Source organism: Nonomuraea sp. WAC 01424, from assembly GCF_003947315.1.
Taxonomy (GTDB): Bacteria; Actinomycetota; Actinomycetes; order Streptosporangiales; family Streptosporangiaceae; genus Nonomuraea; species Nonomuraea spiralis.
This window is the reverse complement of record NZ_QHHZ01000021.1, coordinates 16,099-42,179: the sequence shown is the minus strand read 5'-3', so window position 1 is coordinate 42,179 and position 26,081 is coordinate 16,099. Positions and strand designations below refer to the sequence as shown.

General features: G+C 72.2%; 19 protein-coding genes. 13 read left to right on the top strand and 6 right to left on the bottom strand.

The features are described from left to right. From DMB42_RS43465 to DMB42_RS43445, 5 genes are all read left to right on the top strand, one after another. Positions 1 to 10,296 carry a hypothetical protein gene (locus DMB42_RS43465; protein ID WP_125645433.1) on the top strand — a complete coding sequence of 3,432 codons (10,296 nt, stop codon included), beginning with the start codon at positions 1 to 3 and terminating at the stop codon, positions 10,294 to 10,296. A 52-nt stretch (positions 10,297 to 10,348) separates the two neighbouring features. Beyond that, on the top strand, positions 10,349 to 10,873 hold the full coding sequence (locus DMB42_RS43460; RefSeq protein WP_125645431.1) for a hypothetical protein: 525 nt from the start codon (positions 10,349 to 10,351) through the stop codon (positions 10,871 to 10,873). Then, positions 10,866 to 11,417, top strand: coding sequence for a hypothetical protein (locus tag DMB42_RS43455; RefSeq protein ID WP_125645429.1), 552 nt, complete (start codon positions 10,866 to 10,868; stop codon positions 11,415 to 11,417). The genes DMB42_RS43460 and DMB42_RS43455 overlap by 8 nt, the downstream gene beginning before the upstream one ends. A gap of 121 nt (positions 11,418 to 11,538) precedes the next feature. Further along, positions 11,539 to 12,654 (top strand): family 2 encapsulin nanocompartment cargo protein terpene cyclase, encoded by a 1,116-nt coding sequence (locus tag DMB42_RS43450; RefSeq protein WP_125645427.1) that lies wholly within the window; start codon positions 11,539 to 11,541, stop codon positions 12,652 to 12,654. A 37-nt stretch (positions 12,655 to 12,691) separates the two neighbouring features. After that, positions 12,692 to 13,546 carry a geranyl diphosphate 2-C-methyltransferase gene (locus DMB42_RS43445; protein ID WP_125645425.1) on the top strand — a complete coding sequence of 285 codons (855 nt, stop codon included), beginning with the start codon at positions 12,692 to 12,694 and terminating at the stop codon, positions 13,544 to 13,546. A gap of 1 nt (position 13,547) precedes the next feature. Here DMB42_RS43445 and DMB42_RS43440 read toward each other — a convergent pair whose 3' ends face one another. Further along, complete coding sequence (locus DMB42_RS43440; protein WP_125645423.1) at positions 13,548 to 14,354, bottom strand: MBL fold metallo-hydrolase; 807 nt, start codon at positions 14,352 to 14,354, stop codon at positions 13,548 to 13,550. A gap of 41 nt (positions 14,355 to 14,395) precedes the next feature. Continuing rightward, complete coding sequence (locus DMB42_RS43435) at positions 14,396 to 15,586, bottom strand: 4-hydroxybenzoate 3-monooxygenase (RefSeq protein WP_125645421.1); 1,191 nt, start codon at positions 15,584 to 15,586, stop codon at positions 14,396 to 14,398. Positions 15,587 to 15,692: 106 nt separating this feature from the next. Between DMB42_RS43435 and DMB42_RS43430 the strand changes: the two genes are divergently transcribed. From DMB42_RS43430 to DMB42_RS43410, 4 genes are all read left to right on the top strand, one after another. Further along, a complete protein-coding gene (locus tag DMB42_RS43430) occupies positions 15,693 to 16,052 on the top strand; it encodes an arsenate reductase family protein (protein WP_125645419.1) in 360 nt (119 codons plus the stop codon). A gap of 105 nt (positions 16,053 to 16,157) precedes the next feature. Further along, complete coding sequence (locus DMB42_RS43425) at positions 16,158 to 17,531, top strand: DNRLRE domain-containing protein (protein ID WP_221762628.1); 1,374 nt, start codon at positions 16,158 to 16,160, stop codon at positions 17,529 to 17,531. Position 17,532: 1 nt separating this feature from the next. Continuing rightward, entirely contained in the window at positions 17,533 to 19,092 is a 1,560-nt protein-coding gene (locus DMB42_RS55585; protein WP_260478294.1) for a hypothetical protein, read from the top strand. A gap of 23 nt (positions 19,093 to 19,115) precedes the next feature. Continuing rightward, positions 19,116 to 20,171: an aldo/keto reductase gene (locus tag DMB42_RS43410; protein ID WP_312024803.1), complete on the top strand. Its 1,056-nt coding sequence runs from the start codon at positions 19,116 to 19,118 to the stop codon at positions 20,169 to 20,171. On the opposite strand, the gene DMB42_RS43405 is transcribed toward DMB42_RS43410, so the two are convergent. Then, positions 20,168 to 21,040, bottom strand: coding sequence for a patatin-like phospholipase family protein (locus DMB42_RS43405; RefSeq protein WP_125645417.1), 873 nt, complete (start codon positions 21,038 to 21,040; stop codon positions 20,168 to 20,170). The genes DMB42_RS43410 and DMB42_RS43405 overlap by 4 nt on opposite strands. Before the next feature lie 59 nt (positions 21,041 to 21,099). Further along, positions 21,100 to 21,939 (bottom strand): NAD(P)H-binding protein, encoded by an 840-nt coding sequence (locus tag DMB42_RS43400; RefSeq protein ID WP_125645415.1) that lies wholly within the window; start codon positions 21,937 to 21,939, stop codon positions 21,100 to 21,102. 255 nt (positions 21,940 to 22,194) lie between these two features. On the opposite strand from DMB42_RS43400, the gene DMB42_RS43395 reads away from it, so the two are divergent. The 4 genes from DMB42_RS43395 to DMB42_RS43380 all read left to right on the top strand — a co-directional run bounded on the left by DMB42_RS43395 (position 22,195) and on the right by DMB42_RS43380 (position 25,417). Further along, a complete protein-coding gene (locus DMB42_RS43395) occupies positions 22,195 to 22,890 on the top strand; it encodes a response regulator transcription factor (protein ID WP_125645413.1) in 696 nt (231 codons plus the stop codon). A gap of 87 nt (positions 22,891 to 22,977) precedes the next feature. Continuing rightward, complete coding sequence (locus DMB42_RS43390; protein WP_125645411.1) at positions 22,978 to 23,574, top strand: NADPH-dependent FMN reductase; 597 nt, start codon at positions 22,978 to 22,980, stop codon at positions 23,572 to 23,574. A gap of 11 nt (positions 23,575 to 23,585) precedes the next feature. Then, the gene (locus DMB42_RS43385; RefSeq protein ID WP_125645409.1) at positions 23,586 to 24,578 is read left to right on the top strand and encodes an ATP-binding cassette domain-containing protein; all 993 of its coding nucleotides are present in this window, start codon (positions 23,586 to 23,588) and stop codon (positions 24,576 to 24,578) included. Next, entirely contained in the window at positions 24,575 to 25,417 is an 843-nt protein-coding gene (locus tag DMB42_RS43380) for an ABC transporter permease (protein WP_125645407.1), read from the top strand. Before DMB42_RS43385 ends, DMB42_RS43380 begins: the two co-directional genes overlap by 4 nt. Positions 25,418 to 25,507: 90 nt before the next feature. Here DMB42_RS43380 and DMB42_RS43375 read toward each other — a convergent pair whose 3' ends face one another. Next, on the bottom strand, positions 25,508 to 25,855 hold the full coding sequence (locus DMB42_RS43375) for a hypothetical protein (protein ID WP_125645405.1): 348 nt from the start codon (positions 25,853 to 25,855) through the stop codon (positions 25,508 to 25,510). Further along, positions 25,852 to 25,998: a hypothetical protein gene (locus DMB42_RS53775; RefSeq protein ID WP_185845171.1), complete on the bottom strand. Its 147-nt coding sequence runs from the start codon at positions 25,996 to 25,998 to the stop codon at positions 25,852 to 25,854. Before DMB42_RS53775 ends, DMB42_RS43375 begins: the two co-directional genes overlap by 4 nt. Between the last annotated feature and the right edge of the window lie 83 nt (positions 25,999 to 26,081).

Sequence of the window (26,081 nt, the reverse complement as noted above, 5' to 3'; positions counted from 1 at the left end):
GTGCAACCGCCGGCGGAGCCCGCGGCCCGCATCGACCGGGACGTCCAGCCGGTCTGGGAGACCGAGGTGCTGCCCGACTGGGTGTCCCACTGGCTGCTCCCGATGTTGTCGGCCGGGCAGAAATGGCCTGGCTCGAGCGAGAGCGGGATGTCCACGCTGGCCCTGGCGTACGGGGACCTCGCCGTCGGGGTGGTCGGCACCGCGCCGCGCGCCGGCGGGGCCGTACGCGCGGTGGCGACCGGCTGGTCCTCCCCCGCCAGCGCCGACTTCGTCTCCCGCGCCAAGTTCCTGTACGGCCACGAGGCCGGCATGGCGGGCGTGGCCGGGAACTCGGAGTCGTTCAAGAGCCAGGCGCACAACTTCGCGGTCGAGACCCAGTACTCCAAGCTCTCCGTCAACGTGGCCTTCTGGGTCACGGTCGTCGCCATCGCCATCGCGCTCTTCGTCGCCTTCTTCACCGCCGGGTCCTCCACGGCGCTCATCGGCCCGTACGCGGCCGCGGCCCGCGCGGCGATCAGCCGGATCCTGGTCAGGCTCGCCATGGTCGGCGCCCGGCAGCTCGGGGTCAGCCGGCTGGCCAGGGTGACCACGCTCAGCGGCGCCACCGGACGCGGCCTCATCACCAGGCTGCTCGGCTCGTCGATCGGCCGCGAGCTGATCGAGGAGATCGGCGAAGAGTTCTTCATCGACGCCGCCGCCCAGTACCAGCAGATCCAGATGGGCACCAGGAAGGACTGGGACTGGAAGAAGTCCCGGGCGGCGGTCATCGGCGCCGGCAGCGGCGCGCTCGCCGGCACCGTGCTGGCCGGGCCCATGTCCAACATCACCCGGCACATGCCGGGCTTCCCCGGCCGCGCGATGACCACCGGCCTGACCAACACGATCGCCTCCCCGTTCGGCAGCGTCATCGCCAACCGCGCGGTGTACGGGCAGTGGGAGAACCCGTTCACGGTCGACTCCATCATGGGCGGCTTCATGGGCGGTGCCGGGCGTACCGGGTCGATCAGCCCGTTCAACCCCGAGGTGTACACGACGCTGGCCAACCCGGTCACCGCCCTGGCCTCGGCGTACGACACCGCGGCCCGTACCGACGCCGCCCGCGCGGGAGGCGGTGACCCCGGCGCCGGCGGCCCGGCCCCTTCGGGCGGTCCCGTCCCCGGCGGTACGGTGCACGCCGGCGCGCCGGCCCCCAACCAGAACGACGACGTCAGGCGCGGCGCCCCCTCCTCGTCCGCCACCGACCCGGACACGACCCCGCGCCGCGGCTCCACCTCGCGCGACAACCGGCAGGACGACACCAGCCGCGAGCCCCGGGCCGACAACACGGACGACACCGCGGACGACACCGACACCACGCCGCAGACCCCCGACCAGCAGTCGAGGGGGAACCGCACCCCGCAGAACGCCCCCGACCCGGCCCAGGACGACTCCCAGGCCCCCGACCCGGCCCAGAACGACTCCCAGCAGGACGACTCCCAGCAGGACACGGGGGACACGCAGCCGTCCGGCAACCGCACCGCGGCCCCCGATGCCCAGACCACCGCGGACGACTCCAACCGGCCCGCCACCCCGGACACGACGGACGACACCGCCGGCCCCGACACCTCCCAGTCCCAGGACAACCAGCAGAACCCCCAGCAGGACGACCAGCAGGACACGCAACAAACCCCCCAGCAGGACACACAGCAGGACACGCAACAGAACCCGCAGCAGAACGCGCAGCAGGACACGCAGCAGGACAACCGTCCCGCGCCGGCCGCGGCGCAGCAGGCGGACGGTCCCGCCACCCAGTCGGCCGCCGCCCCCGACGACGCGCCGCCCACGCCCGTCCCCGTGATCGTGCGGGCGCGTACCGCGCTGATGGACTCGCTCACCGTCGACTTCCCCGGCGCGGTCGTCGGCCCGAACGGCGACCTCCTCATCCCCACCGCCGACGGCGGCGTACGAGTGATCCGCGCCGCCACCATGAGGCGCGTACGCTCCGCCCTGGACGCCCGCGCCGAGCAGGTCACCGACGCCGACGAACTGCAGGCCGAGGCCACCGCGCTGGTGATGCTGGCCGCGCAGATGGAGGAGACCCGGCAGCCCGCCACGAGCAGGCCGGGCACGGTCACGTCGAGGCCGGTCCCGGGCACCAGGTACGTCGCCGACGCCCGTCCGGGCACCCAGTTGCAGCCCGAGGAGGTCCGCACCGGGGCCGACGCGGTGCGCCCGCACCACTTCCAGGGCCAGGGCGTCATCTCGATCACCTGGTCGGCCGACGGCACCACGCTCATCGTCCGCACCCAGAACAACGGCACCCACTACTTCCGCCCGGTCGTCGGCAACATGACCGAAGGTCTCATGGGCGAGACCGAGCTTTCGAGGAACAACAGCGAGCGCCGCCCCCACGTCGTGCACTTCGCGCCCGGCATGGACCCGAGCCAGGTGTCCCGGGTCTGGCTGCACGAGATCACCGACACCCTGCAGAAGACGCAGGAGACCGGTACGGGCAGGCGGCGCGGCTTCCTGCGCCGCAGGCAGACGACCAGCGAGCCCACCCAGGACATGTGCGCGCAGGCCCAGCTCAACGAGCTGGCGTTCATGGCCGAGCAGTGGCGTCAGGCGAGGACGCCGCAGGAGCAGCGCCTCCTCGCGCTCGACATCGACGGCGTGTCCCGCCAGCTCGCCGAGCGCGGCCACACCCCGCCGCTGCCGCCCTGGGCCCCGGCGCAGGCGTCCCGGCCGACCCAGGCGGCGCCGTTGCCGAACGCGCTCCCGACGCAGGAGGAGCTGCCGGGCGTCATCGACGCGCTCAAGCGGGCCGAGCAGACGCTCAAGGATCAGGTCGCGGCGAAGCGCAAGACCGCCGAGGAAGCCGGCGAAGCGGCGGCCAAGTCCCGGATCGAGGCGCGCAAGGCGGACCGCCAGCTCGACCAGGGCCACGAGGAGCGGGCCCGCAAGGCGCGGCAGGAGACCCGCAACCACCGCGCCACCCAGCAACGGCACACCAGGATCGCCGACGCGTACGAGGCCGCGCTGCAGGAGGCGACGCGGGCGCGGCAGGAGTACGAGCAGTTGCTCATGGCGAGGAGGCAGATCGGCCGCCCCCAGGCGCGCGGCGAGGTCAGCATCGAATTCACCGTCGCCCGGCTGGCCGCCCAGGCCACGCAGCACCACGCCGCCTACCTCCAGGCGCTGGCCGAGGCGCTGCCGCAGGAGATCAGCCTGGCCGGGGCCCAGCCGACGGGCCGGCTGGCCCACCTGTCCGCCCTCACCACCGCCGTCAACACCATGCTGAAGAACAACGGCGTCCAGCAGTCGTTCACCGCCAACGAGCTGGAGCAGGCCATCCGGGCCGACTTCCACAAGGCCGTCTCCCCCGACGGCCTCGTCCTCCAGGTGGGGCAGCACGGCAAGGCGGCCGAGGTACGGATCAAGCTGTCGCTCGCCGACCTGGTCGAGGTGATCGATCCGGCCATCAAGGGGTCGGAGATGATGGTGGGCCTGTTCTTCCAGGCCGCCCGTACCGCCTCGGCCGGCCAGGCGGGCAGCCTCGGCCTGTCGATGGGCTTCGACACCACCGTCCTGGCGAAGTTGTTGCCGGAGGACAACGCGCTCAGGACGGTCGGCGAGCTGTTCGGCGTCGGCCTCGGCATCGGCCTCGGGCGCAACTGGTCGACGGGCGGCGGGGCCGGCATGTACGCCCAGGGCGGCTCGGTCTCCGACAACCGGAGCGAGTCGCTGCTGTTCGACGCCGCCGCCACCTGGACGGTCGACATCCGTACCGGCCAGGACAAGAACTGGCGCGGCACCACCGTCGTCGACACCGGAGCGCAGGGCGACCCGGCCGGCCAGCGGTTGTGGTTCTCACACTCCGTCACCGACCAGCCGGCGCGCAAGCTGGCCAAGATCCCCGCGCGTATGCGGGGCGCCGAGATGCCGAACGTCATCGTCCAGAGCATGAGCAACCTGGAGGACGCGCTCGACCAACTCGCCACGGCGCTCGGCGGCGACTACGCCGAGGTCGGCACCGCGCCCCGGGACGCGCTGCGCTCGTACGTCACGCAGGAACTGCCCCACCGCCTGCGGACCGCCGTGAACGGCGGTCTGGAGCGTGTCTTCACCAGGGACGGCAAGCCGCACGCCCGGGTGCGCGCCGAGAGCCGGGTCGACCTGGTGGCCTCCACGCCGGTGGGCGGCGCGACCTCCGAGGAGTGGGAGGAGGAGGTGCTCGTCGACTTCGTCGGAACGCCGGGGGGCGCCTCGACGGGCGGCTCACTGGAGGGCAATGCCTCTGCCGGGTTCAAGCATCCCGCGCTCGACGGCGTGGACCTCGGCGAATACGCACCCTCGATCGGCCCCAAGGTGAGGGGGGCGAGGCCGTCGTCACGGTCGTACTCGGCCACCGCCAACAAGCAGGCGATCCATCCGAGCGTGCACCGCAAGACCAGCCCCAAGCAGAGCTACCGGCTCATGGTGGTGACGACCTTCACGGTCGAGGTGATCGGCAAGCCCCCCGTCACCCTGAAGCCCGTGCTCAGCGAGGTGTTCGCGGACATGCGGGAGTCGGCCGCCTACCGGTTCGGGCTGCCCGTGGACAGCGAGGCGCTGGTCTACAAGAACGGCCAGCCGGTCACCGACGCCCAAGGCAACCACGTCCTGCGCGGCGACCCGAGCACCGACCCGCCTCCCGGCCGCAAGCCGGAGCTGCCCGAATGGCTCGGCGACGGGCCGGGGCAGATGCGCGGCGCGGGCCCGGCGCTGGTGCAGGAGATCGAGGGGCTGGACAAGATCCGGCAGGACGTGCTGAAGGAGCTCGCCGAGCGCGGGATCATCCCGAAGACCGTGAACGGCGTGCCGCAGTACTCCTCCAACGCCCTCACCCGCGCCAGCCAGATCCTCAACGAGCAGGAGGTCATGGAGCAACTGTCCGAGCACCGGATCCGCTCCGCCTACGACACCCTGGCCCAGGACGGCATCGTGCTCGACCTGACGTTGCAGGGCCTCAACTCCGCCCCCGAGCACTACATGCTGCGCCTGTCGCTGAAGCAGGACTTCAACCAGTGGAGCTACGTCGGCCACACCGACGCGCAGACGGTGGTCAACCTCGACATCGGCTCCGACACCTCCGCCCGCGCCATCGGCACGTCCAGGACGTACAGCGGCGGCGCGTCGGTCAGCGAGAGCGACGGCCCGAACAAGGGCCAGGACGGCCTCAGCCACGAGGCCGGCGTGAACGGCGGCGGCAACCGGACCCGTTCGGTGGGCTCCAGCGCGGGCGGCACGGTCAACGTCGTGACGCTGCAGGAGAGCAACGGCCCGGTCGCGATCTTCTCGCTGTCCCACAACATGACCGTCGACCTGCTGCACAACGGCACGACGACGGAGATCTCCAGCCACAGGGGCTCGGCCCAGCTCGTGTTCGCCGCCGACCTGCTCCCCTCGACGAAGCCGACGCCGCCCGCGCGGCTCGGCCGGATGTCCCCGAAGCTCCGGGCCAAGGCTCGGCTGCTGCACATGGACGTGGGCCAGGCACTGGACGCGGCCCGCCGGGTGTTGCCGCGCGGCATGACCGCCGACTCGGTGGCCTTCCAGCACCTCATGTCGTTCCTGAGCGTGCGCAACCTGGTCGCCCATCCCAAGCTGCTGAACAGGCCGCTGACCACGGACGTCGCGGTCCGGCCCGAGCACGGTACGACACGCTCGTCGTTGTCGGTGTCCGGCGAGGTCGGCGAGACCGAGGTGCTGGGGGTCGTCGACCAGGTCACGGGCGAGATCCTGTTCGGGCTCGGCAGCGCCGGGATCTCGTGGGGCGGCTCGTCCGGACTGTCGACCGGCGCGTCGGTGAGCGGCTCCGACCTCGACGGCGGCGGCACGTCCAGCGACGGCGTCTCGGTCACACCGTTCTCCCGGTCCGGCGGCACGTCCGAGTCCAGCTCGATCCTCGACATCTGGGGCAGCGAAGAGCTGACGATCGAGTTCGGCCGCCAGTACATCCTGCGCAGCACTGTCGATCTCACTCTCACCGGATCCGAGAGCTCCGAGAACGGGTTGCCGACCGGCGAGCGGATCCCGGTCACCGGTCCCTCGACGACGTCCACGACCGGCACCGCGCTGTTCACGATCTCCGAGTTCGACGCGCTGTTGATGTACGCGGAAGGCGACCTCGACCTGCCCTCCCACCTGGTCGCGGACGCGGTCGAACGGTTCCTCAACGGCAGCCTGACCCTCGACAGGAGCCTCGCGGTCCCGCTGCTCCAGCGCTACGTCCTGGACATGGCCCAGTCGGGGACCACCAACGAGTACACCGACCGCCACACCCCGCAGGCCCTGCTGCCCAAGATCAAGGAGGTGACCGGGCTCTACACCCCCGCCGCCGGGAGCCCGCAGGAACAGCTCGACCTGGCCCTGGGCCACGCCGCCGACCAGCTCGAACGCTCCAGGGACGTGGTGCTCGCGCCCCCGTACGACCGGACGGTCGGCGCCAGCTCGTCCGAGTCGCTGAACCTGACGGACGAGAACGGCAACCCGGTCGACATCATCGACGCGGTCAGGAGCGCGGTGCAGGACGCCGTGCCGGGCGCGCTGGACGGGAGCCCGACCCTCGGCGAAGAGCTGAACGTCGACTTCTCCAGCGACGCCGCGCTGATCCACGTCGTCGACATGTGGTCCAGCCGCGGCTTCGAGCGGAGCTACCACGTCCAGCAGGGCCCGGAGATGACGCAGGCCGAGGAGGTGACGGTCAGGGTACGCCTCGAACCCGTCGGCGATTCGCGCCGGGCCAGGTTCCTCAGCAGGACCTCGCAGTCCGGGGTCATCGGCCAGCACTACCGGTACACCGATCTGTCGCATTCGGAGTCGTACAGCGGGTCCTACTCCGTGGGCCTCGACCAGAGCGCGAACGACCAGGGCGACGGCCAGGGCAGCGGCCTGTCCACCGACCGTGGACGCGGCTACTCCGGCTCCACCAACCACCAGGGCACCCGGCTCCAGCGGATCGGCCTGTTCCTCGGGCTGACCCGGGTGGAGCAGCAGATGAAGCTGGTCATCGAGGTCGAGCGCAGGCCGGTACGCGCGGGCAAGGTCCCGGACGACGGCAAGGTGATGGCCGGTGTCAGGGCGGCGGCCAACGCGCTCCGGGGCAGGCCGCGCACCGCGCCGCCGGTCACCTACGACGCCACGCTGGTGCGGCGCATCCCGACCGGCATGACCAGGCCCGCGGCCGAGGACCCGGGGCCGGTCGTCATGGCCGCCGACCCCCGGCAGGCCGAGCTGCTGCCCGGCTACTACACGCAGGCGTTGTGGGAGGACCCGAACAGGCCCAGCCTGAGCGAGGTCATCACCAACCAGCTCACCAAGATGCTGGGCGCCGCGGCGGTCCAGGAACGCCGTCCCGAGCTGGTCAGGCGGCTCTCGGTGTCGGGCCTGCTCACCGCCTTCGAGCGGATGACGGGCCCCTTGGGCGAGCCGGTCGTCAGGGTGTCCAGGCAGAAGTTCAAGGACCAGGGCGTGACGGTCACGGTGCACGCCCGCACGTCCGACCTGACCATCGTGGCCGGCCCGTACGAGGGTGAGAAGGGCCAGGTGGACCGTAAGGCCGACGCCCAGAACGTGACGGTCTCCCGCGGGCGGACGACCCCGGTGGGCTGGGGCGGCAACATGTCGGACGGGGTGTCCGGGCTCAACGGCGGCGTCCGGGGCGGGGAGCAGACGTCCGACAGCGTCAGCGACCACCACGGCGCCCGCCGCGAACGCAGCATGTTCGAGAAGGGCAAGCTGTACACGGTCCGCCTCCGGGTGGACTACGACGTCGACTACCAGTACGTCGCCCGGCTGCGCGACGGCAACGAGCATCCGGTCGGCGACCCCGTCCACATGCCGAACGCGTCGAGCGGCGAGGTGGACGTGGTCATGTTCGGCGAGGAGATCGAGGAACTGCGCGCCCGCATGGAGTCGAACGTGCGCCTCGCGCCGCCGAGTCCCGGTGGGCCGGCGCCTGCGACGTACACGTTCGTGCCCGACTCCTCGCATCAGGGGCCGATCCAGACCCTCCAGGAGGCCCGTCTGGCCGCCCGCGAGCGCGGTGAGGTGACCCAGGTGGCGGTGTGGGAGCCGGACGGCGTCCACCGCTTCCGCGTGATGCCCGACGGCACGCTGTACAGCGAGACGCCCGACGGCGGCTTCGCCGACGCGTTCGCGAGCCTGGCCCCCGAACTCCTGGACGCGGCCCAGGACGTCGGCCTCGACCTGCGCGACCTGTTCATGAACTCCGGCACGCCCGGCACCTTCACCGACCAGGTCCAGGCCGCGCTGAAGGCCCTCGACGCCCTTCCCGCGCCCGCCGCACCGGCCTGGCCGGCCCCCGCGACCGATACCGGCGGGCAGTCGGCTCCGGTGGGCGGGAGCGTGGCCCAGGGGGTGACGCCGGCCGCCGGGATGCCGTCGCCCGCGATCGAGAACACGCCGTTCAGCAGGTCGGCCCGTCCCGAGGGCGTGCCCGACCTGACCATGGACGAGCTGCACGAGCAGCCCGTCTCCGCCGTCGATCTCGGCGGCACCGCCGCCCACGTCGGCTGGACCGGCGAGAACGAGCTGACCCTCCAGTTGCCGGGCGTGCCCGACCAGCACGTACGCGTGCTGATCGAGGACCCGGGCCAGGGCCTGAACGCGCTCACCGAGCCGCGCGCGGGCACCCCCGAGGACCCGCACCTGCTGCGGATCTCGGGTCGCGTGCACCCCGACCTGGTCTCGTCGATCCTGGTCCACGACCTCTCGCACGTCGCCCAGACAGCGACCGCGACGGCGGCCGGCATGCCGCAGGGCGTGATCAGGACGTCCCCGAACGGCGAGCACACCGAGGGCACCGACCTCTGCCTGCTCCCCCGCCTGGACGAGCACACCCACCTGTCCGGCAAGTGGCACGCCGCCACGGACCCGGCCACGCGGGAGCACCTGGCGGCGGCGATCGACGCCCTCGCCGAGGACATCCGGCAGCGCGGCCACACCCCGCCGCCCCCACCCTGGGGCACCGGCCCCCGGGCACCGGCCGCGCAGGAGCCGCAGAGCCGGATCGCCCGCCTGCTCAACGGCGGCTCGGCCACCGGCCTGGACACCTCGCCCCACGGCCTCGGCAAGCTGGCCGGGATCGCCGGCGTCTCCGCCGTGACCCCGGCGGCCGGCGCCGCGACGAACCCGGCGGCCTCGCCCGTCGGTCCGGCCGACACGTTCACGGTGACGACCCCCGAGGGTTCCTTCACGCTGACCCTGGCCGAGGCCGCCCCCGGCGCCACCGAGGTGACCGCCGAACCGGCCGCCCCGGGCAACCTGACGCTGCGGGTGCCCGCGGCCGACGGCCCGCGCGCCATGACCGCCGTCGCCGAGCACGTGGCGGCCCACGCCGCCGCCCTTCCCGGCCGCCCGGGAGCGGCCCAGTCCTCCGACACCGGTCAGAACCGGCCCGCGCCGGCCGAGGCGGCGGCGCTGGCGCGGCTGCGCGGCCTGGCGCTGGCGGTCGACGACGCCGGCCCCTTGAGGTCGCGGGCCGAACGGGCGGCGCTGCAGGCGGAGGCCCGCCGCCTGGGCCTGACCGGCGACCAGCAGGGCGCGCCCTCCAAGCTGGTGGAGCTGGCCCGCACGGGCGACCTCACCCCCGAACAGGTGACGGCCATCCGCGGCCACGCCACGCTCCCCGAGATGGCCGCCGCCGGAGCCATCGGGCGGGCCGCCGCCCTCATGGGCGCCCGCGTCCACCCGCACGGCCCCGGTCTCCTGGACATCGTGCTGCCCGGCCGCGCGCCCATCGCCGTCGAGGTACGGCGGCCCGGCTCCGGTCCGGGCGACCCGGCCGTGCTGACCTACGAGGTGGACCCCGCCCGTACGGTCGGCGCGAACGAGCGGGCCGCCGCCGCGACGGCCGCCGCCGCCGTGGCCCGCGCGCTGGGCCTGTCGCCCGCCGACGGCCAGGAGCTGGCCGAGCTGCAGGAGGCGGTGCGCCAGGCCCGTACGGCCACCGACAGGCAGCGCCCCGGCCGGCTGGGCGTGCTGTACGACCTGGTCACCGAGGCCCGTCCGGAGGTGTTGCGGATGCTGCCCGACCAGGTGGCCGCCCAGCTCGCCACGCTGGCCGAGGGCCGACGCCCCCGCGACCTGCCGGCGACGCTCGACCGCCTGCGCACGTTGGCGAACGCGACCGGCTGGGACCTTCCCGAAGCCGAGTGCGTGTGCCCGCCCGACAGCCCGTGCACGTGCGGCCTGCGCCGGGACGGGGCCGAGCCGGTGACGCCGCCGACCGGCCCTGAGGCGGTGGCGGTGTGACGTGCCCGGCCGTACGGTCGGGCATCATGGGACTCCCGAGGAGAGGACGGCAATGGCTTTCGCGGTGGCCCGTACGAGGGACGAGGCCCATCTCTACTTCGACCTGCATCCCTGCGACTGCGGGTCGGCCGACACGACCTGGCGCAACGGGCTGGTCGACGTCGAGGGTGAGCTGGTCAACCGCTATTTCGGCGAGTGCGAGGAGTGCGGCACGCCGCGGGAGTTCCTGTTCGGGCTGCCTGAGCGTCCCGTGCCGCCCGACGGGTTCCCGACGTTCGGCGGCGCGGAGCCGTCGGAGCTGCTCGACGCGGGCGAGTGGTTGTGGGTGGCCGACCTGACCGCGGGCGACGTGCCGGTGCACGACCGGGCCGAGGCCCTGCGCGCGCTCAGGATCGCCGCGGCGGCGGTGGAGGAGGTCGTCAAGTTCGTGCCCGCGGGCGCGGACGCGGTGCCCGGCGACGGGTTCTGGTCCGAACGCGGGCAGGGGATGCACTCCGCCGAGGCGGGCAGGTTCCAGCTCGACCGGCTGCTGGTCGTCCGTGACACCTACCAGCGACTGGCGGCCGACTATGCCTGAACACGGTCTGGGCCGCTCGCTCGTCGAGGCGTACGTCTACATCGACCTGGTGGCGTACGACGGCATGCCGGGCGCCTCCGGCGGCGCCACGGTCGCGCAGGACGACGAGGGCCTGCGGGTGCGCCTCGGCGACGTGGAGGTCCTGGTCCCCTACGAGGACGAGAGCGCGGCCAGGGAGACCGGCGTGACGTTCGGCACCGGCCTGTCCGAGCTGCTCGACCCCGGCCAATGGGTGCTGATCGCCACCACGTACGCCAGCCGCGCCCTGGAGGAGGGACTGTTCTACGCGGTGGGCCCGGCCGACCCCGCGCGCTTCGACAGTGTCGCGACCGGCTGGCGCTTCGCCGCCGCCGCGCTGGCCGAGGCGCTGAAGTTCTTCCCGCCGGGAGCCGCCGAGCTGCCGCCGGACGTGTTCTGGAGCGGCCTCGGCAGGGCGGTGCGCGAGGACGAGCCCGAGCGTCTGACCAGGGCGAAACTGGAGAACGACCTGGCCTTCTACCGCCAAAGCCTGGACGACTTCCAGCGTCTGCACGCCAGACCCTGACGGCCAGAGTGCGCCTTCCGGAGGGTAAGGCTCTCATTACTGATTGGCTACTCTACTTTTAGTAGCGCAATAACTACTTTCGGTAATGTCCTCCTGCTCTCCTTCAGGGAAGAGGCGCGCCATGCCCGAGTACGCCGCGGCCCTGCGGCTTCCGACAGGTCCCACCGGCCTGGGAACCTCCGCGCTCCACCTGCCGGTCCCCGGGCCGCCCCCGGGGCCGCCGCCCGCGCCCCGGCAGCTCCTCGCCCCCATCCCCTACGCCGAGCGCGAGTGGGGCGACGGTTCCTACCCGCCCCTCTACTGCCCCGAGACGGTCCGCGACGATCCGGCGCTCGGCGCCGTGGTCGACCGGCGGCTCGTGGCGTGGGCCGAGAAGGTGGGCCTGCACGCCGGGCGGATGGACGAGTTCGCCGCCACCGGGTTCGGCCGGCTGGCGATGCTCTCCCACCCCGACAGCGACGACCCCGACCTGCTGCTGGTCGCCGCGCAGATGAACACCGCCTGGTGGGCGGCCGACGACTACTACGCCGACGAGACCGACCTCGGCGCGACCCCCACCGAGCTGCCGCCGCGCCTCGCGCTCGTCATGTCGGCGATGGACCCGCCCCCGCCCGCCGGCGTCTACACCGAGCGGCTCGAAGAGGCGATCGAGGCCGATCCCGTGCTCGTCTCCCTGCGCTCGGCCACCGACCACCTGTCCCGCCACGCCACCCCGTCCCAGGTCATGCGGGCCTGCAACACCACCTTCCAGATGTACGTGAGCTGGACCGCCTACGCCGCCTGGCGCTACCTGGAGACGCCGCCGCCCGTCTGGCGTTACCTCGCGGCCCGGCAACACGACAGCTTCTACACCTCCATGACCCTCATCGACGTCGTCGCGGCGTACGAGCTGACCGCCAACCTGTTCTACGAGCGGCGTTTCCACACCGCGCTCATGCAGGCCGGCACCGCCAGCGTCATCGTCAACGACATCCACTCCGCCGAGAAGGAGGCGGCCGACGAGCTGCCCGACTCCAACGTGGTCCTGCTCATCGCGGACGAGGAGAAGTGCTCCATCCGCGAGGCCACCGAGCGCGCCGTCGTGTTGCACAACGACTTCGTCAAAGGCTTCGAGACCAGCCAGCGCGAGCTCGCCGCAGTCCCGTCCGCGGAGCTGCAGCGATTCCTGCGCGGGGCCCAGGGCTGGATGGCCGGCTGCCTCGAATGGCACGGCACCAGCAGCCGCTACCACTCATGACGACCGGCCGCCCCCGGCCGGAAAGGAGCTCTACCGCGTGACCGTCAACACCCAGTCCCCCGTCCTCACCAGCCACTACCAGCACTCCGTCGCCAGCTACTGGAACACCGAGAAGAACCCGGTCAACCTGCGGCTCGGCGACGTCGACGGCCTGTATCACCACCACTACGGCATCGGCGAGGTGAACTGGACGGTACTCGACGGCCCCGAGGAGACCCGCGAGGAACGCGTCGTCAAGGAGCTCCACCGCCTGGAGACCGCCCAGGCCGACCTGCTGATCAGCCACCTCGGCCCGCTCGAACCCCACCAGCGGGCCCTCGACGCCGGCTCGGGCCGCGGCGGCACCAGCCTCCTGGTCAACATGCGCCACGGCTGCGAGGTCGACGGCGTGTCCATCTCCGAGTCGCAGGTCGCCTTCGCCAACGAGCAGGCCAAGAAGCGCGGCGTCGACGACAAGGTGCGCTTCCACTTCCGCAACATGCTGGAGACCGGCTTCGAGACCGGATCGTTCCAGGCGAGCTGGAACAACGAGAGCACCATGTACGTCGAGCTGTCCCTGCTGTTCGCCGAGCACTCCCGGCTCCTGCGCCGCGGCGGCCGGTACGTGTGCGTCACGGGCTGCTACAACGACGCCTACGGCCTGCCGTCCCGGGCGGTCAGCCAGATCAACGCCCACTACATCTGCGACATCCACCCCCGCAGCACGTACTTCGAGCAGATGGCGGCCAACCGTCTCGTCCCGGTCAGCGTCGTCGATCTCACGCCGGCCACGATCCCCTACTGGGAGCTGCGGGCGCGTACCCACCTCGCCACGGGCATCGAGCAGTCCTTCCTCGACGCGTACAAGAACGGCAGCTTCCAGTACCTGCTCATCGCGGCCGACCGCGTCTGATTCACTTCGCCGTCGCGGCGGCCAGTTCCCACGGGTCGTGGGCCGAGAAGACGCTCACCTGGTCGCCGTGGTCGCGTACCAGCTCCCGTAGCCGGGCCTGGGTGCCGAGCCGCAGGTCGTGATGGACCTCCGAGCGGGTCTGCACGACGTCCATCAGCGGGTGGGGATGCGGGTCCGGCTGGAGCTCCCGGTGGTAGTAGTAGGCGTCGCCGCAGTGCAGGAGCCAGTGTTCTCCTTCCCTGACGGCGACGCCGGTGTGTCCGGCGGTGTGCCCGCCGAGCGGCACCAGCCTGATGTCCTCGGGCAGGCCGTCGAGCTCGATCGAGGTGAAGCCGAACCAGTCGTCGTTCGGCTGCTGCGGCGTGTAGGTGACCCAGTCGGGGCCGTGCGCCCAGTGGGCCGGGCGGTAGCGGGAGCTCGGCGGCCCGGCCAGCGCTGCCTCAAGCTCGGCGGCCAGCAGATGCACCCGCGCGCCGGGGAAGTCCGGCAGGCCGCCGCTGTGGTCGACGTCGAGGTGGGTGACGATGACGTGCCGCACGTCCGCCGGCCGGTATCCCAGCCGGGCGATCTGGCGCACCGCCGTCTCCTCCTCGGCGAGCGCGGGTTCGACGAATCGCACCCAGTCGGCGTCGAGCGTGCCGGCCGGGTCGCGTACGTCGCCGAGCCCGAGCCCGGTCTCGATCAGCACCAGGCCGTCGGCCGGGGTCTCCACCAGCAGGCAGTGGTTCACCGCGGGGGCGGCCGACGGGCCGTCGTAGGTGGCTTCGATCGTCCGTACGGAACCGCAGTTCAGGTGGTGAATTCTCATGACCACGATGGTGCGACTTGAACTGCGGTTCAAGTCAACTCTCAGCCGCCCGCCATCAGGTCGCCGAAGGCGCGGGCGGCCGGGCCCGAGGTGAACAGCCGGTCGAACCGCGCCCTGGCCAGCCGCCGGCGGAACGGCCCGGCCAGCGTCTCGTCACCGGCCTCGTGGGTCATCTCGGTCATCCAGCGGGAGAACTCCTGGTGGTTCCACACCCGTTCGAGGCAGGTGGCGGAGTAGGCGGCCAGCGGCTCCTCGTCCCCGTCGCGTACGGCGGCCCGCAGCGCGTGGGCCAGCACGTCGGCGTCGGCGACCGCCAGGTTCATGCCCTTGCCGCCCATGGGGGTGATGATGTGGGCGGCGTCGCCGACGAGGAAGAGCCGGCCGTAGTGCATGGGATCGACGACGTGGCTGCGCATCTCGACGAACACCTTCTCGCCGATCGGGCCGCCGGGCAGGTCGCCGTCGGCCAGGCGCAGCCGCAACTGGGTCCAGATCCGCTCGTCGGGCCAGTCGGCGGCGGTGTCGGCGGGGGCGCACTGGAGGTAGAAGCGGCTGGCCCGGGGGCCGCGCGGGAAGTGGGCGGCGAACCCGTGGGTGGTGATCGCCATGAGCGGGTAGCGCGGCGGCGGGGCGTCGGCGAGGATCGTCAGCCAGCCGATGCCGTGGTCGTAGGAGTAGGTGGTCAGGGCGTGCTCGGGCACGCTGACGCGGCTGACGCCGTGGTGGCCGTCGCAGCCGGCGACGTAGGAGCAGGCGATCTCGTGGGTGATCCCGTCGGCGTCGCGGTAGGTGACCGTCGGCGACGGCCCCCCGACGCCGCGCGGGGTCACCTCGGCCGCCTCGAACCGCAGGTCGCCGCCGGTTTCCAGGTAGTGCGCGAGCAGCCTGCCGACGAGCACCTGCTGCGGCACGAGACGGCCGAGCCTGCCCTCGGTGAGCGTGGGGACGTCGAGGAATCGCTGCTCGCCGTCGACGCGGAACTCGACCTTGGTCTCCTGTGGCATGCCCGCCAGGACGACGTCGGCCAGGCCCCACGACTCGAAGACGCCGGCGCCGCGGTGGTCGAGGATCCCGGCGCGCTGGCGCTGCTCGACGTACGGGCGGCTCTGCCGTTCCAGCACCACGCATCCGACGCCGGCCTGCCGGAGCAGGTTGGCCAGGGTGAGGCCGGCCGGACCGGCTCCGATGACGACGACCTCGGTGCTCTCTCGCCTGCTGGTCTCCACGGACATGGCGGCCCTTTCGGCTCGGTGACGCGCGGTGGTACCCGGCCAGGATGATCACGATGATAACCCGAGCCCCCACCGCCGGGCGGGTGGGCGTGAGAGCCTCGGCGTCATGGAAATCTGGATCAACCCCGACTGCTCCAAGTGCCGCTCGGCCCTGTCGATCCTCGACGCCGAGGCGGCCGACTACACGGTCCGCCGCTACCTGGACGACCCACCGTCGGCGGACGAGCTGCGGGCCGTCCTCGCCCGGCTCGGGCTGGAGCCGTGGGACATCACGCGTACGGGCGAGCCGATCGCGGCCGAGCTGGGCCTCGGCTCCTGGCCGCGCGACCCGCAGGCCCGCGAGCGCTGGATCGACGCGCTGGCCGCGCACCCGATCCTGATCCAGCGGCCGATCATCACCGCCGACGACGGTCACGCCGTGATCGGGCGCACCGAGCAGGCCGTACGGGACACGCTGCCCGGGTGAGCGCGGCCCGCCTGTCGTTCACCTTCCCGACTCCTGCCGCTCCGCGGGTGCTCACCGGGGCGATCTATCGTCCGGGGGCCCCAGCAGGCGTATGAGGAGCAGGCGATGTTCAGGCGCAGACCCGTCACCGCACTCACCACGGCCGTCCTCGTCTTCGCGGCCATGACGTTCCCCGAGGTGGCCGCGCAGGCCGCCACCTCCACGTTCCAGCCCGTCGCCGACACGTACGTGGACGGCAGCGTGACCGGCACCAACTACGGCACCTCAGGGCAGCTCGGCGTGGACAACTCCCCGGCCAAGCGCATGTTCCTGAGGTTCACCGTGTCCGGGGTCTCCGGGCCGGTCGGCTCGGCCAGGCTCCGCGTCCACACCGACGACGTGAGCGGCGCCGAGAGCGACAACGGCGGCCTGTTCCGCGCCGTGAGCAGCACCACGTGGTCCGAGACCGGCACGACCTGGAACAACCAGCCCGCGATCGACGGCGCCACCCTGGGCTCGCTCGGCGCCGTCTCGGCCGGCGCCTGGTACGAGATCGACGTGACCTCGTACGTCACCGGCAACGGCACGTACAGCATCGCGGTCACCTCGGCCAGCGCCGACGGCGCGGACTACGACGCCCGCGAGAGCGGGACGGCCACCGCGCCGCAGCTCGTCGTGACCTCCGGCAGCACGCCGCCGCCCACCGGCGACGTGCTGGTCGGCGCGGGCGACATCGCCGACTCGGGGGCCGGCGACACCGCCACCGCCGCGCTGCTGGACGGCATCCCCGGCACGGTCTTCACGCTCGGCGACAATGTCTACGACAACGGCACCGCGGCCGAGTTCTCCACCTACTACGGGCCGACCTGGGGCCGCCACAAGGCCCGGACCCGTCCGGTGCCCGGCAACCACGACTACAACACCTCGGGCGCGAGCGGCTACTACGGCTACTTCGGCTCGTCGGCGGGCGACCCGAGCAAGGGCTACTACTCCTACGACCTCGAATCGAGCTGGCACGTGATCGTGCTCAACTCCAACTGCTCGGCCGTGAGCTGCTCCTCGACCTCGGCCCAGGTCACCTGGCTGAAGGCCGACCTGGCCGCCGGCGGCAGGCCGTGCACGGTCGCCATGTGGCACCACCCGCGTTACACCTCCGGCGCCAACCACGCCCCGAACAGCTCGGTCGCGCCGTTCGTCCAGGCCCTGTACGACGCCGGCGCCGACCTGATCCTGACCGGCCACAACCACCAGTACGAGCGTTTCGCCCCGATCAACCCGGTCAACCAGCTCGACACGGCCAGGGGCATCCGGCACTTCGTGGTCGGCACCGGCGGCGCGAGCCACTACGGCTTCGGCACGATCCTGGCCAACAGCGAGGTGCGCAACAGCGACACCTACGGCGTGCTCAAGCTGACGCTGAGCGCGAGCAGCTACACCTGGCAGTTCGTGCCCGAAGCGGGCAGGACGTTCGCCGACAGCGGCACCACGAACTGCCACTGACATGTACCTGGCCTCTCTCGACAGGGGAAGGGTCGCCGGGGGCCGGGTCGGCGCGACGGTGCTCGCGCTCGGCTCGGTCAGCCTGATCACCGACGTGTCGTCCGAGATGGTGACCGCGATCCTGCCGCTGTACCTCGTCGCCGGGCTGCAGTTCAGCCCGGCGGCGTACGGCGTGATCGACGGCGTCTACACCGGCGCGACCGTGCTGCTGCGGCTGGCCGGCGGTTACGTCGCCGACCGGGTCGCCCGGCTCAAGGCCGTGGCCGGGCTGGGTTACCTGATCTCGGCGCTGGCCAAGCTCGGGCTGCTCGCGGCCGGGGCGTCCGGGCCGCTGATCGGGCTGGCGATCACGGTGGACCGGGCGGGCAAGGGCCTGCGTCGGGCTGCGGGCCACCGGGATCGCGCTGGTGCAGAGCGGGCAGGCGGTGGCGTACCTGGGGTCGTCGGTGCTGTTCGGGCTCGCCTGGCAGCAGTGGGGCACCGGTACGGCGTGCCTGGCCGCGGCGGCGGCGGCCCTGCTCGCCCTGCCCCTGATCTGAAGGGCATTGAGATGAGGACGCTCGGACTGCGCGGACGGCTGCTCGTCACGGCGCGCGCGGCGGTGTTGCTCGCGGCGTCCGCGACCGGGTACGCGCTGCTCGGCGAGGACCCGCCCGCGCCCGTCAGGTCGGCCCCGGTCGCCGGCCCCGCGCTGATGGTGCTCACCAACGGCCGCCTGTCCACGGTGTCGGCCGCCGATCCGGGAGGGCCGCGCCAGGTGACGGACACGGCCTGCGACCGGGTGTACGCGGCGGCCGGGACAGTGGCGTGCCTGCGACCGGTCGGCGCGCTCAGCGCCACCGGCCTGGTCGTCATGGACGACCGCCTGCGCACCCGCAGGACGGTCCCGCTCACCGGCTTCCCCAACCGGCTGCGGGTGTCGGCGGGCGGCCGCATGGTCGCCTGGACGATGTTCGTCGACGGCCACTCCTACGCGACGACCGGCTTCTCGACCAGGGCCGGGATGCTCGACACGCGGACGGGCGAGGTCGTGGACACGCTGGAGGACTTCGCGGTCGTCCGGGACGGGCGGCCGTACCGGGGGGCGGACGTGAACTTCTGGGGGATCACCTTCGCCGCCGACGAACGCCGTTTCTACGCCACCATGTCCACCGGCGGTCACCGGTACCTGGTCGAGGGCGACGCCGGGGCGCGGACCGTACGGACCGTGCGCGACAACGTGGAGTGCCCCTCGCTGTCCCCGGACGGCACCAGGATCGCCTACAAGTCGGCGGTGGACGGCGACCCGGCCAAGGGCTGGCGGCTGTCGGTGCTCGACCTGGCCTCCGGCCGCGTCACGCCGCTGGCCGAGCGGCGCAGCGTGGACGACCAGGCCGTCTGGCTCGACGAGCTTACGGTCGCGTACGCGCTGCAGACGCCCGACGGCACCAACGACACCTGGTCGGTCCCGGCGGACGGCGGCGGCGCGCCACGCCTGCTGGTCCCGGGCGCGAACTCCCCCGCGCCGTTTCCGGGGATCCCTCAGGCCGTCCGGAGCGCCGCGGCTCTTGAACTGGAGTGAACTCCAGGTCCTAGAGTCGCTGAATGACCATGCGCTACCGCATACTCGGCGGCACCGGCATCGAGGTGAGCGTCCACTGCCTCGGCGCGATGATGTTCGGTTACGTCGGCAACCCCGACCACGACGACTGCGCACGCATCATCCACGCGGCCCTCGACCAGGGCGTCAACTTCGTGGACACGGCGGACATGTACTCCGCCGGCGAGTCCGAGGAGATCGTCGGCAAGGCGTTGAAGGGGCGCCGCGACGACGTCGTACTGGCCACGAAGGTGCACTTCAAGATGGGTGAGGGGCCGAACAGGAGCGGCAACTCACGACTGTGGATCATGAAGGAGGTCGAGCAGAGCCTGCGGCGGCTCGGCACCGACTGGATCGACCTCTATCAGATCCACCGCCCCGACCACACGACCGACATCGAGGAGACGTTGTCGGCGCTGACCGACCTCGTGCGCCAGGGCAAGATCCGGGCGTTCGGCTGCTCGTCGTTCCCGACGGCGGAGATCGCGCAGGCTCAGCACGTCTCCGAGCGGCGGGCGCTGCACCGCTTCAGGACCGAGCAGCCGCCGTACTCGCTGCTCGCCCGCGGTGTCGAGAAGGACCTGCTGCCCCTGTGCCGTCAGTACGGCATGGGCGTCCTGACCTGGGGCCCGCTCGCCTCGGGCTTCCTGACCGGCCGCTACCGCAAGGGCGGCGCCATCGACCTGACCACCGGCCGGGCCGCGATCACGCCCCACCGCTTCGACCCGTCGATCCCGGAGAACGCCGCCAAGCTCGACGTCGTCGAGAAGCTGGTCGAGCTCGCCGGCGATCTCGGCTGCACCCTCCCCCAGCTCGCCGTGGCCTTCGTCGCGGCGCACCCGGCGGTCACCTCGGTGATCACCGGGCCGCGCACGATGGAACAGCTCGACGACCTGCTCAAGGGCGCCTCACTCACGCTCGACGACACCGCGCTCGACCGGATCGACGAGATCGTGCCGCCGGGGACCGACCTGTACCAGCCGAACGTGTGGCAGCCGCAGGCACTGGTCGATCCGGCCCTGCGCCGCCGTCCGCTCGCCGAGCGCGCCGCGGCCGGCTAGGTCCACAGGCTGTGGACGACGGCGGCCACGCGCCGGCCCTGGTCGCGGCCGGCGTGGGCCGTCGGTGACCGTACGGAGGGGTCGAGCGGGTTGGGGCCCATGGCCGCGACGGCTCCTTCGTCCGGGCTGACGATCTCGACCGCGGAGCCCTGCCCGCGCAGCTGGGCCACCTCCTGTTCGAGCGACGGCCAGGGGGAGGCCGGCGCGCCCGGCGGTTGCGGCGACACCACCAGGACCCGCTCGAAGCCCGCGGCCAGGTCCGCGTTGTCGCTGGAACGCACGCCGCCATCGACGTAGCGGCGGCCCTCGATGGTGACCGGCGGCCAGATCCCGGGCACGGCGCAACTGGCGGCGACCGCGTCCACGATGTCCACGCCGGACGCGCCGTCGAACAGGCGCGGCTCGCCGGTCTCCGCGTCCACCGCGATCAGCACGAGGGGGCGTACCGGCCAGCCGGTCTCCGGCAGGCGCGAGGCCACGGCCGCCCGCCGCTCCGCGTCGGCGACCGTGGGGGCCTTCAGCGCCCAGGCGCCGATGCGGCGGCGCAGCTCGGCATGCTCTCGAGCGCCCTCCAGGATCTCCTGGAGGGCGCCCGCGAAGGAGGCCACGTCGAACACCGCGGGGATCTCCCTGGCCTGCAACGCGGGATCGACCTGCCGCTGGAACAGCTCCTCGGTGGTCAGGCCGCTGCGCGCCTGGGCGCCGACCGCCGATCCGGCCGAGGTGCCCACGATCAGGTCGGCGTCCCGTACGTCGACGCCCTCGTCGGCCAGCCCGGCCAGCACGCCGGTCGCCCAGGCGATGCCGGCCACGCCGCCGCCGCCGATCACCAGGGCCCGCCCGCGGTCAGAAGCTTCAATTCTGTCCATGAGGCTCATTTTCTCCCCATCAGCAACAAAACGTGCATCCCGGCCGGCGTGCGCCGCCCTCAGCCGGCGAGGAAGTCGGCCGCGTGGTCGCGCGCCCACGAGCGGAACGTGCGCGCGGGCCGTCCCAGCAACTCCTCGACGGTGCCGGTCACCCGTTCCGGGGTGTGCGTGAACGACTCCCACGCCCTGAGCCTGGCCTCGACGAACGCCGGGTTTCCCCAGGCCGCCGTCAACTGCTTGCGGGCGATCTCCGGCGGCAGGTCCTCCCAGCGCACCTCGCGGCCGATCGCCTCGCCGATCGTCCGCGCCAGCTCCTCCTGGGGGATCGACTCGGGGCCGGTGATCACGTATTTGGCGCCGTCGTGGCCGGGGGTGGTCAGCACGTGGGCGGCCACGTCCGCGATGTCCCGCTCGTGGATCACCGACCGGGCGCCCTTGCCGTACGGCAGGCGTACCACTCCGGTCCGGATCTGCGGGGCCCAGGCCAGGGTGTTGGTCGCGAAGTCGATGGCCCGGACGAACGTCCACGACGTCCCGGACTTCCTGATCAGCCGTTCGATCTCCTGGTGGTAGATCGTGGCCGGCTCGTCGTCTGCCAGGTCGGTCACGTCCGCCGACAGGTACGCCACCCGTTCGGCCCGCTCGGCCACCGTCGTCACCACGCGGGGATCGACGGGGATGCCGGGCCACATCAGGTACACCCGGTCCACACCACGCAAAGCCTGCTCGACGGTGTCGAAAGAGGCCAGGTCCCCGCGTACGGGCTCGACTCCTTCCGGGAGCACCGCCCTGGCCGGGTCGCGGACCAGCGCCCGTACCTCGTGTCCCGCCTCCGCCAGGGAAGAAATGACATGCCTGCCCACGTTGCCGGTCGCGCCGGTCACCAGAATTCCACTCATGGTGGGAGCTTAGACCTCAATCGCAGTGTAGGTCTATTCATTGAACCTTCGCCTTCGGGTGATTGTCCCTTCGATCCGGGTAGCGGGGGTCACGGTGATCGCGCTTCAAGGGATGCGAAGGGCCCGGCTCCCAGCCGGGCCCTTCCGCTGTTCCAGCGGCTCCAGCTGATCCCTGACCGCTGTTCGACCGGCCTCACATCCGATTCACAAGCGGTCCTCAGACAAACCTCATGCACGCCCGGCATCGTCACGGGTATGCCTCTGACCAGTCCGACCGCCGCCCCGGCCGTCACGTCCCGACCCGCGCGCGGCTCGTACGCCGTCCTCGTCGTGGACGAGCCCCCGCTCGGCGAGCACCTCTCCCGTGCGGCGGGCCGCTGGGACGTGCGCTGCCTGCGCGGCGGCGAGGCGGTCAAGGCGGTACGGGGGTTCCGTCCCGACGCGATCGTCCTGGACGCCGCGCGCGGCGGCCGGCTCCTGCCCCGGCTGCGGGCCGCGCTGCCCGGCGTGCCGATCCTCTTCCTGACCGCGCTGGACTCCCTGCGCGACCGGCCGGCCGGGCTGCGCGCGGGCGCCGACGACTACGTGACCAGGCCGTTCAGCGTGGACGAGGTCGTGATCAGGCTGCGCGGCCTGCTGCGCGACGCGGGTGCCGCGCTCGCCGTCGGCGACCTCACCCTGGACCAGGAGACCCACGAGGTACGGCGGGCCGGCCAGGAGATCAGGCTGACCCCGACCGAGTTCGAGCTGCTGCGGGTCCTCATGCGCCATCCCGGGCGGGCGCTCAGCAAGGCGCAGATCCTCGACCGCGTGTGGGCCTACGACTTCGCCGGCCAGGGCAACATCGTCGAGCTGTACATCTCCTACCTGCGCCGGAAGATCGACGCGGACCGCCGTCCGATGATCCACACCCTGCGCGGCGTCGGCTACGTGCTCAGACCGGCCGCGTGACGCCCGGCCCGCTAGATCTCATCTAGCGGGCCGTCTAGCGCCTCCTGGGTGAGCGCCCGCAACGGGCGGCTGCGAGGGAGGCGGACGATGACCAGCAGCGACGACACCGTCGGTGGACACTCCGTGCCGCTCCGCCTCGCGGTGATCATCGGAAGCACCCGCGTCGGGCGGGTGGGCGAGAAGGTGGCGAGCTGGTTCGCCGGCCGGGCGCGCGCCCGGCCCGATCTCGCGGTCGACGTCCTCGACCTGGCCGACTACGCCTTCCCCGGCTGCTACCCCGAGCAGAGCACCCCCGCGATGCGCAGCTTCACGGCGGCGATCGGCGAGGCCGACGCCTTCGCCGTCGTCACCCCCGAGTACAACCGCAGCTTCCCGGCCTCCCTCAAGCAGGCGATCGACTACGCCTACGACGAGTGGCAGGCCAAACCGGTCGGCTTCGTGGCCTACGGCTCGGGGTCCTCCGGCCTCTACGCGGTCGAGCAACTCCGCACGGTCTTCTCCGCCCTGCACGTCGTGACGATGCGCGACTGCGTCGGCCTCGACCTGCTCGGCGCGGACGTCGGCGGCGGCGAGCCGTACGACACCGACGACCGCGTACGCGCGGTCGCGGCGCTGCTCGACCAGCTCACCTGGTGGGGCCGGGCGTTGCGCGACGCCCGGCGTGCCCAGCCCTACTGCTCATGAGAGGAACACCCATGCCCGACCTGGCGATTCAGACCTCCGGCCTGGTCAAGGTCTTCGGCGACAACCGCGCCGTGGACGGCCTCGACCTGGAGGTGCCCGCCGGCACCGTCTACGGCGTGCTCGGCCCCAACGGCGCCGGCAAGACCACCGCCGTGCGCATGCTGGCCACCCTGCTCAGACCTGACGGCGGCGAGGCCACCGTCTTCGGGCACGACGTGGTGCGCGAGGCCGACGCCGTGCGCGGCCGCGTCAGCCTGACCGGCCAGTACGCCTCCGTGGACGAGGAGATGACCGGCGCCGAGAACCTGATCCTGCTCGGCCGCCTCCTCGGCCACCGCAAGCCGGCCGCAAGAGAGCGGGCGGCGCAGCTCCTGGAGGCGTTCGGGCTGAGCGAGGCCGCGGGGCGGCAGGTCAAGACGTACTCGGGGGGCATGCGGCGGCGCATCGACATCGCCGCCAGCATCCTCAACACCCCTGACCTGCTCTTCCTCGACGAGCCGACGACCGGCCTCGACCCGCGCAGCCGCAACCAGGTCTGGGACATCGTGCGCATCGTCGTCGCCCACGGCACCACCGTGCTGCTCACCACCCAATACCTGGAGGAGGCCGACCGCCTGGCCGGCCGCATCGCGGTCATCGACCACGGCAAGGTCATCGCCGAGGGCACACCGGGCGAGCTGAAGTCGTCGGTCGGCTCGGGCTCGGTCCACGTACGGCTGCGCGACCCCGGCACCCGCCCCGAGGCCGAACGGCTGCTGGCCGCGACCCTCGACGCGCCCGTCTACCTGGACGCCGACCCGGTGTCGCTCACCGCCCGCATCACCGGCCACGGCCGCGAGGCCGCCGCCGCCGAGCAGGCCTCGCGCGCGCTCGCCCGCCTGGCCGAGGCCGGGATCGTCGTCGACGACTTCTCCCTCGGCCAGCCCAGCCTGGACGAGGTCTTCCTCGCCCTCACCGACCACCCCGCCACCGAGCCCGCGACCGACCAGGAGGCCGCAGCATGAGCACCACGACCGAGACCGCGACGACCTACTCCCCCGCCGCCGACGTGCTCGGCACCGTCCTGGCCCCCGGGGCGAAGCCGCCTCGTCCGAGCGCGTGGTCGGCGTCGGTCACGTTCGGCTGGCGGGCCATCCTGAAGATCAAGCACGTGCCCGAGCAGCTCTTCGACGTGACCGCGTTCCCGCTCATGATGACGTTGATGTTCACGTACCTGTTCGGTGGCGCGCTGGCCGGCTCCCCGACCGACTACCTGCAGTTCCTGCTTCCCGGCATCATGGTCAGCAGCGTCGTGATGATCACCATGTACACCGGGGTCGAGGTCAACAAGGACATCGAGAAGGGCGTCTTCGACCGGTTCCGCACCCTGCCGATCTGGCGTCCCTCGACCATGGTGGGCTACCTGCTCGGCGACATCCTCCGCTACACCCTGGCCTCGACGGTCATCCTCGCCGTGGGCCTGGTCCTGGGCTTCCGCCCGCAGGGCGGGGTCACGGGCGTACTGGCCGGGATCGTGTTGCTGCTCGGGTTCTCCTTCGCCTTCTCCTGGGTGTGGACGATGTTCGGCCTGCTCATGCGGAGCGAGAAGTCGGTGATGGGGGTCAGCATGCTGGTCCTGTTCCCCCTGACCTTCCTGAGCAACGTCTACGTCGACCCGGCGACGATGCCCGGCTGGCTGCAGGTCTTCGTCAACGTCAACCCGATCACCCGCCTGGTGGCGGCCGTCCGCTCCCTGATGGCGGGCACCCCGGACGTGGGCGAGCTGACCTGGGTCCTGATCTCCTCGGTCGTCCTGATCGCCGTCTTCGGCACCCTGACCATGCGCCTCTACAACCGCAAGTGACCCCGACCTGCGACCCACCCCCGCGGAGCGGACGCGAAGAAGGCCCCGGCCCTTCGCGTCCGCTCCGCTCGTGTGCGGGCCTTCGCCGGGTCAGCAGAAGTGCTGGGCGCGGGTGGCGGGGTGGTCGGGAACGCCAGGCATCCGGTCGCGGCGGCGGCACGGTACGGCCATCAGGGTGCCGTCCGCCCGGTCCACGTGCATCACCCGTCCCGCGCCCAGGCAGATGCGGCAGCCGAGCACGTCGGCGATCCAGTTGTCCTGCCGCACCTGGTGCTTCCAGGCCGGAGGCGGGCTGTCCGGCGGCTCGCCGTGCGCGGAGGCCTCGTTCCGGCTGCTGACGTGGCCCAGGCCGGCGCAGAACCGGCAGGCGAAGAACAGGTCGCCGAATCGCAGGCCGCGACGGCCCTGGCAGTCGGGGCAGGTGATGCGGTCGGTCACTTTCGCCCCGTCCCGCCGCGCGACTCGTACGACGTCCACGCGGCCCGCCGCTCGCGGTCGCCGTTCCGGTGGATGCGTTCGCCGTCGGCGCCCGTGCGGATTGCGCAGAGGGGGGCCTCGTTCTGGTCGTCGTCCTTGGCCATGCCCGGGACGGTCCGCCGATCACGGACGGTATGTCTCCAGCCTGCGCAGAGTGATGAATGTCTCCTGTGTCGCCAGACGCAGG

Bases quoted from the DNA above. Each gene is read 5' to 3' on its own strand.
- DMB42_RS43400 (WP_125645415.1), bottom strand. From the start codon at position 21,939: ATGAGTGGAATTCTGGTGACCGGCGCGACCGGCAACGTGGGCAGGCAT.
- DMB42_RS43410 (WP_312024803.1), top strand. From the start codon at position 19,116: ATGACCATGCGCTACCGCATACTCGGCGGCACCGGCATCGAGGTGAGC.
- DMB42_RS43435 (WP_125645421.1), bottom strand. From the start codon at position 15,586: ATGTCCGTGGAGACCAGCAGGCGAGAGAGCACCGAGGTCGTCGTCATC.
- DMB42_RS53775 (WP_185845171.1), bottom strand. From the start codon at position 25,998: ATGGCCAAGGACGACGACCAGAACGAGGCCCCCCTCTGCGCAATCCGC.
- DMB42_RS43455 (WP_125645429.1), top strand. From the start codon at position 10,866: ATGCCTGAACACGGTCTGGGCCGCTCGCTCGTCGAGGCGTACGTCTAC.
- DMB42_RS43405 (WP_125645417.1), bottom strand. From the start codon at position 21,040: ATGGACAGAATTGAAGCTTCTGACCGCGGGCGGGCCCTGGTGATCGGC.
- DMB42_RS43425 (WP_221762628.1), top strand. From the start codon at position 16,158: ATGTTCAGGCGCAGACCCGTCACCGCACTCACCACGGCCGTCCTCGTC.
- DMB42_RS43430 (WP_125645419.1), top strand. From the start codon at position 15,693: ATGGAAATCTGGATCAACCCCGACTGCTCCAAGTGCCGCTCGGCCCTG.
- DMB42_RS43385 (WP_125645409.1), top strand. From the start codon at position 23,586: ATGCCCGACCTGGCGATTCAGACCTCCGGCCTGGTCAAGGTCTTCGGC.
- DMB42_RS55585 (WP_260478294.1), top strand. From the start codon at position 17,533: ATGTACCTGGCCTCTCTCGACAGGGGAAGGGTCGCCGGGGGCCGGGTC.
- DMB42_RS43440 (WP_125645423.1), bottom strand. From the start codon at position 14,354: ATGAGAATTCACCACCTGAACTGCGGTTCCGTACGGACGATCGAAGCC.
- DMB42_RS43395 (WP_125645413.1), top strand. From the start codon at position 22,195: ATGCCTCTGACCAGTCCGACCGCCGCCCCGGCCGTCACGTCCCGACCC.
- DMB42_RS43460 (WP_125645431.1), top strand. From the start codon at position 10,349: ATGGCTTTCGCGGTGGCCCGTACGAGGGACGAGGCCCATCTCTACTTC.
- DMB42_RS43380 (WP_125645407.1), top strand. From the start codon at position 24,575: ATGAGCACCACGACCGAGACCGCGACGACCTACTCCCCCGCCGCCGAC.
- DMB42_RS43450 (WP_125645427.1), top strand. From the start codon at position 11,539: ATGCCCGAGTACGCCGCGGCCCTGCGGCTTCCGACAGGTCCCACCGGC.
- DMB42_RS43390 (WP_125645411.1), top strand. From the start codon at position 22,978: ATGACCAGCAGCGACGACACCGTCGGTGGACACTCCGTGCCGCTCCGC.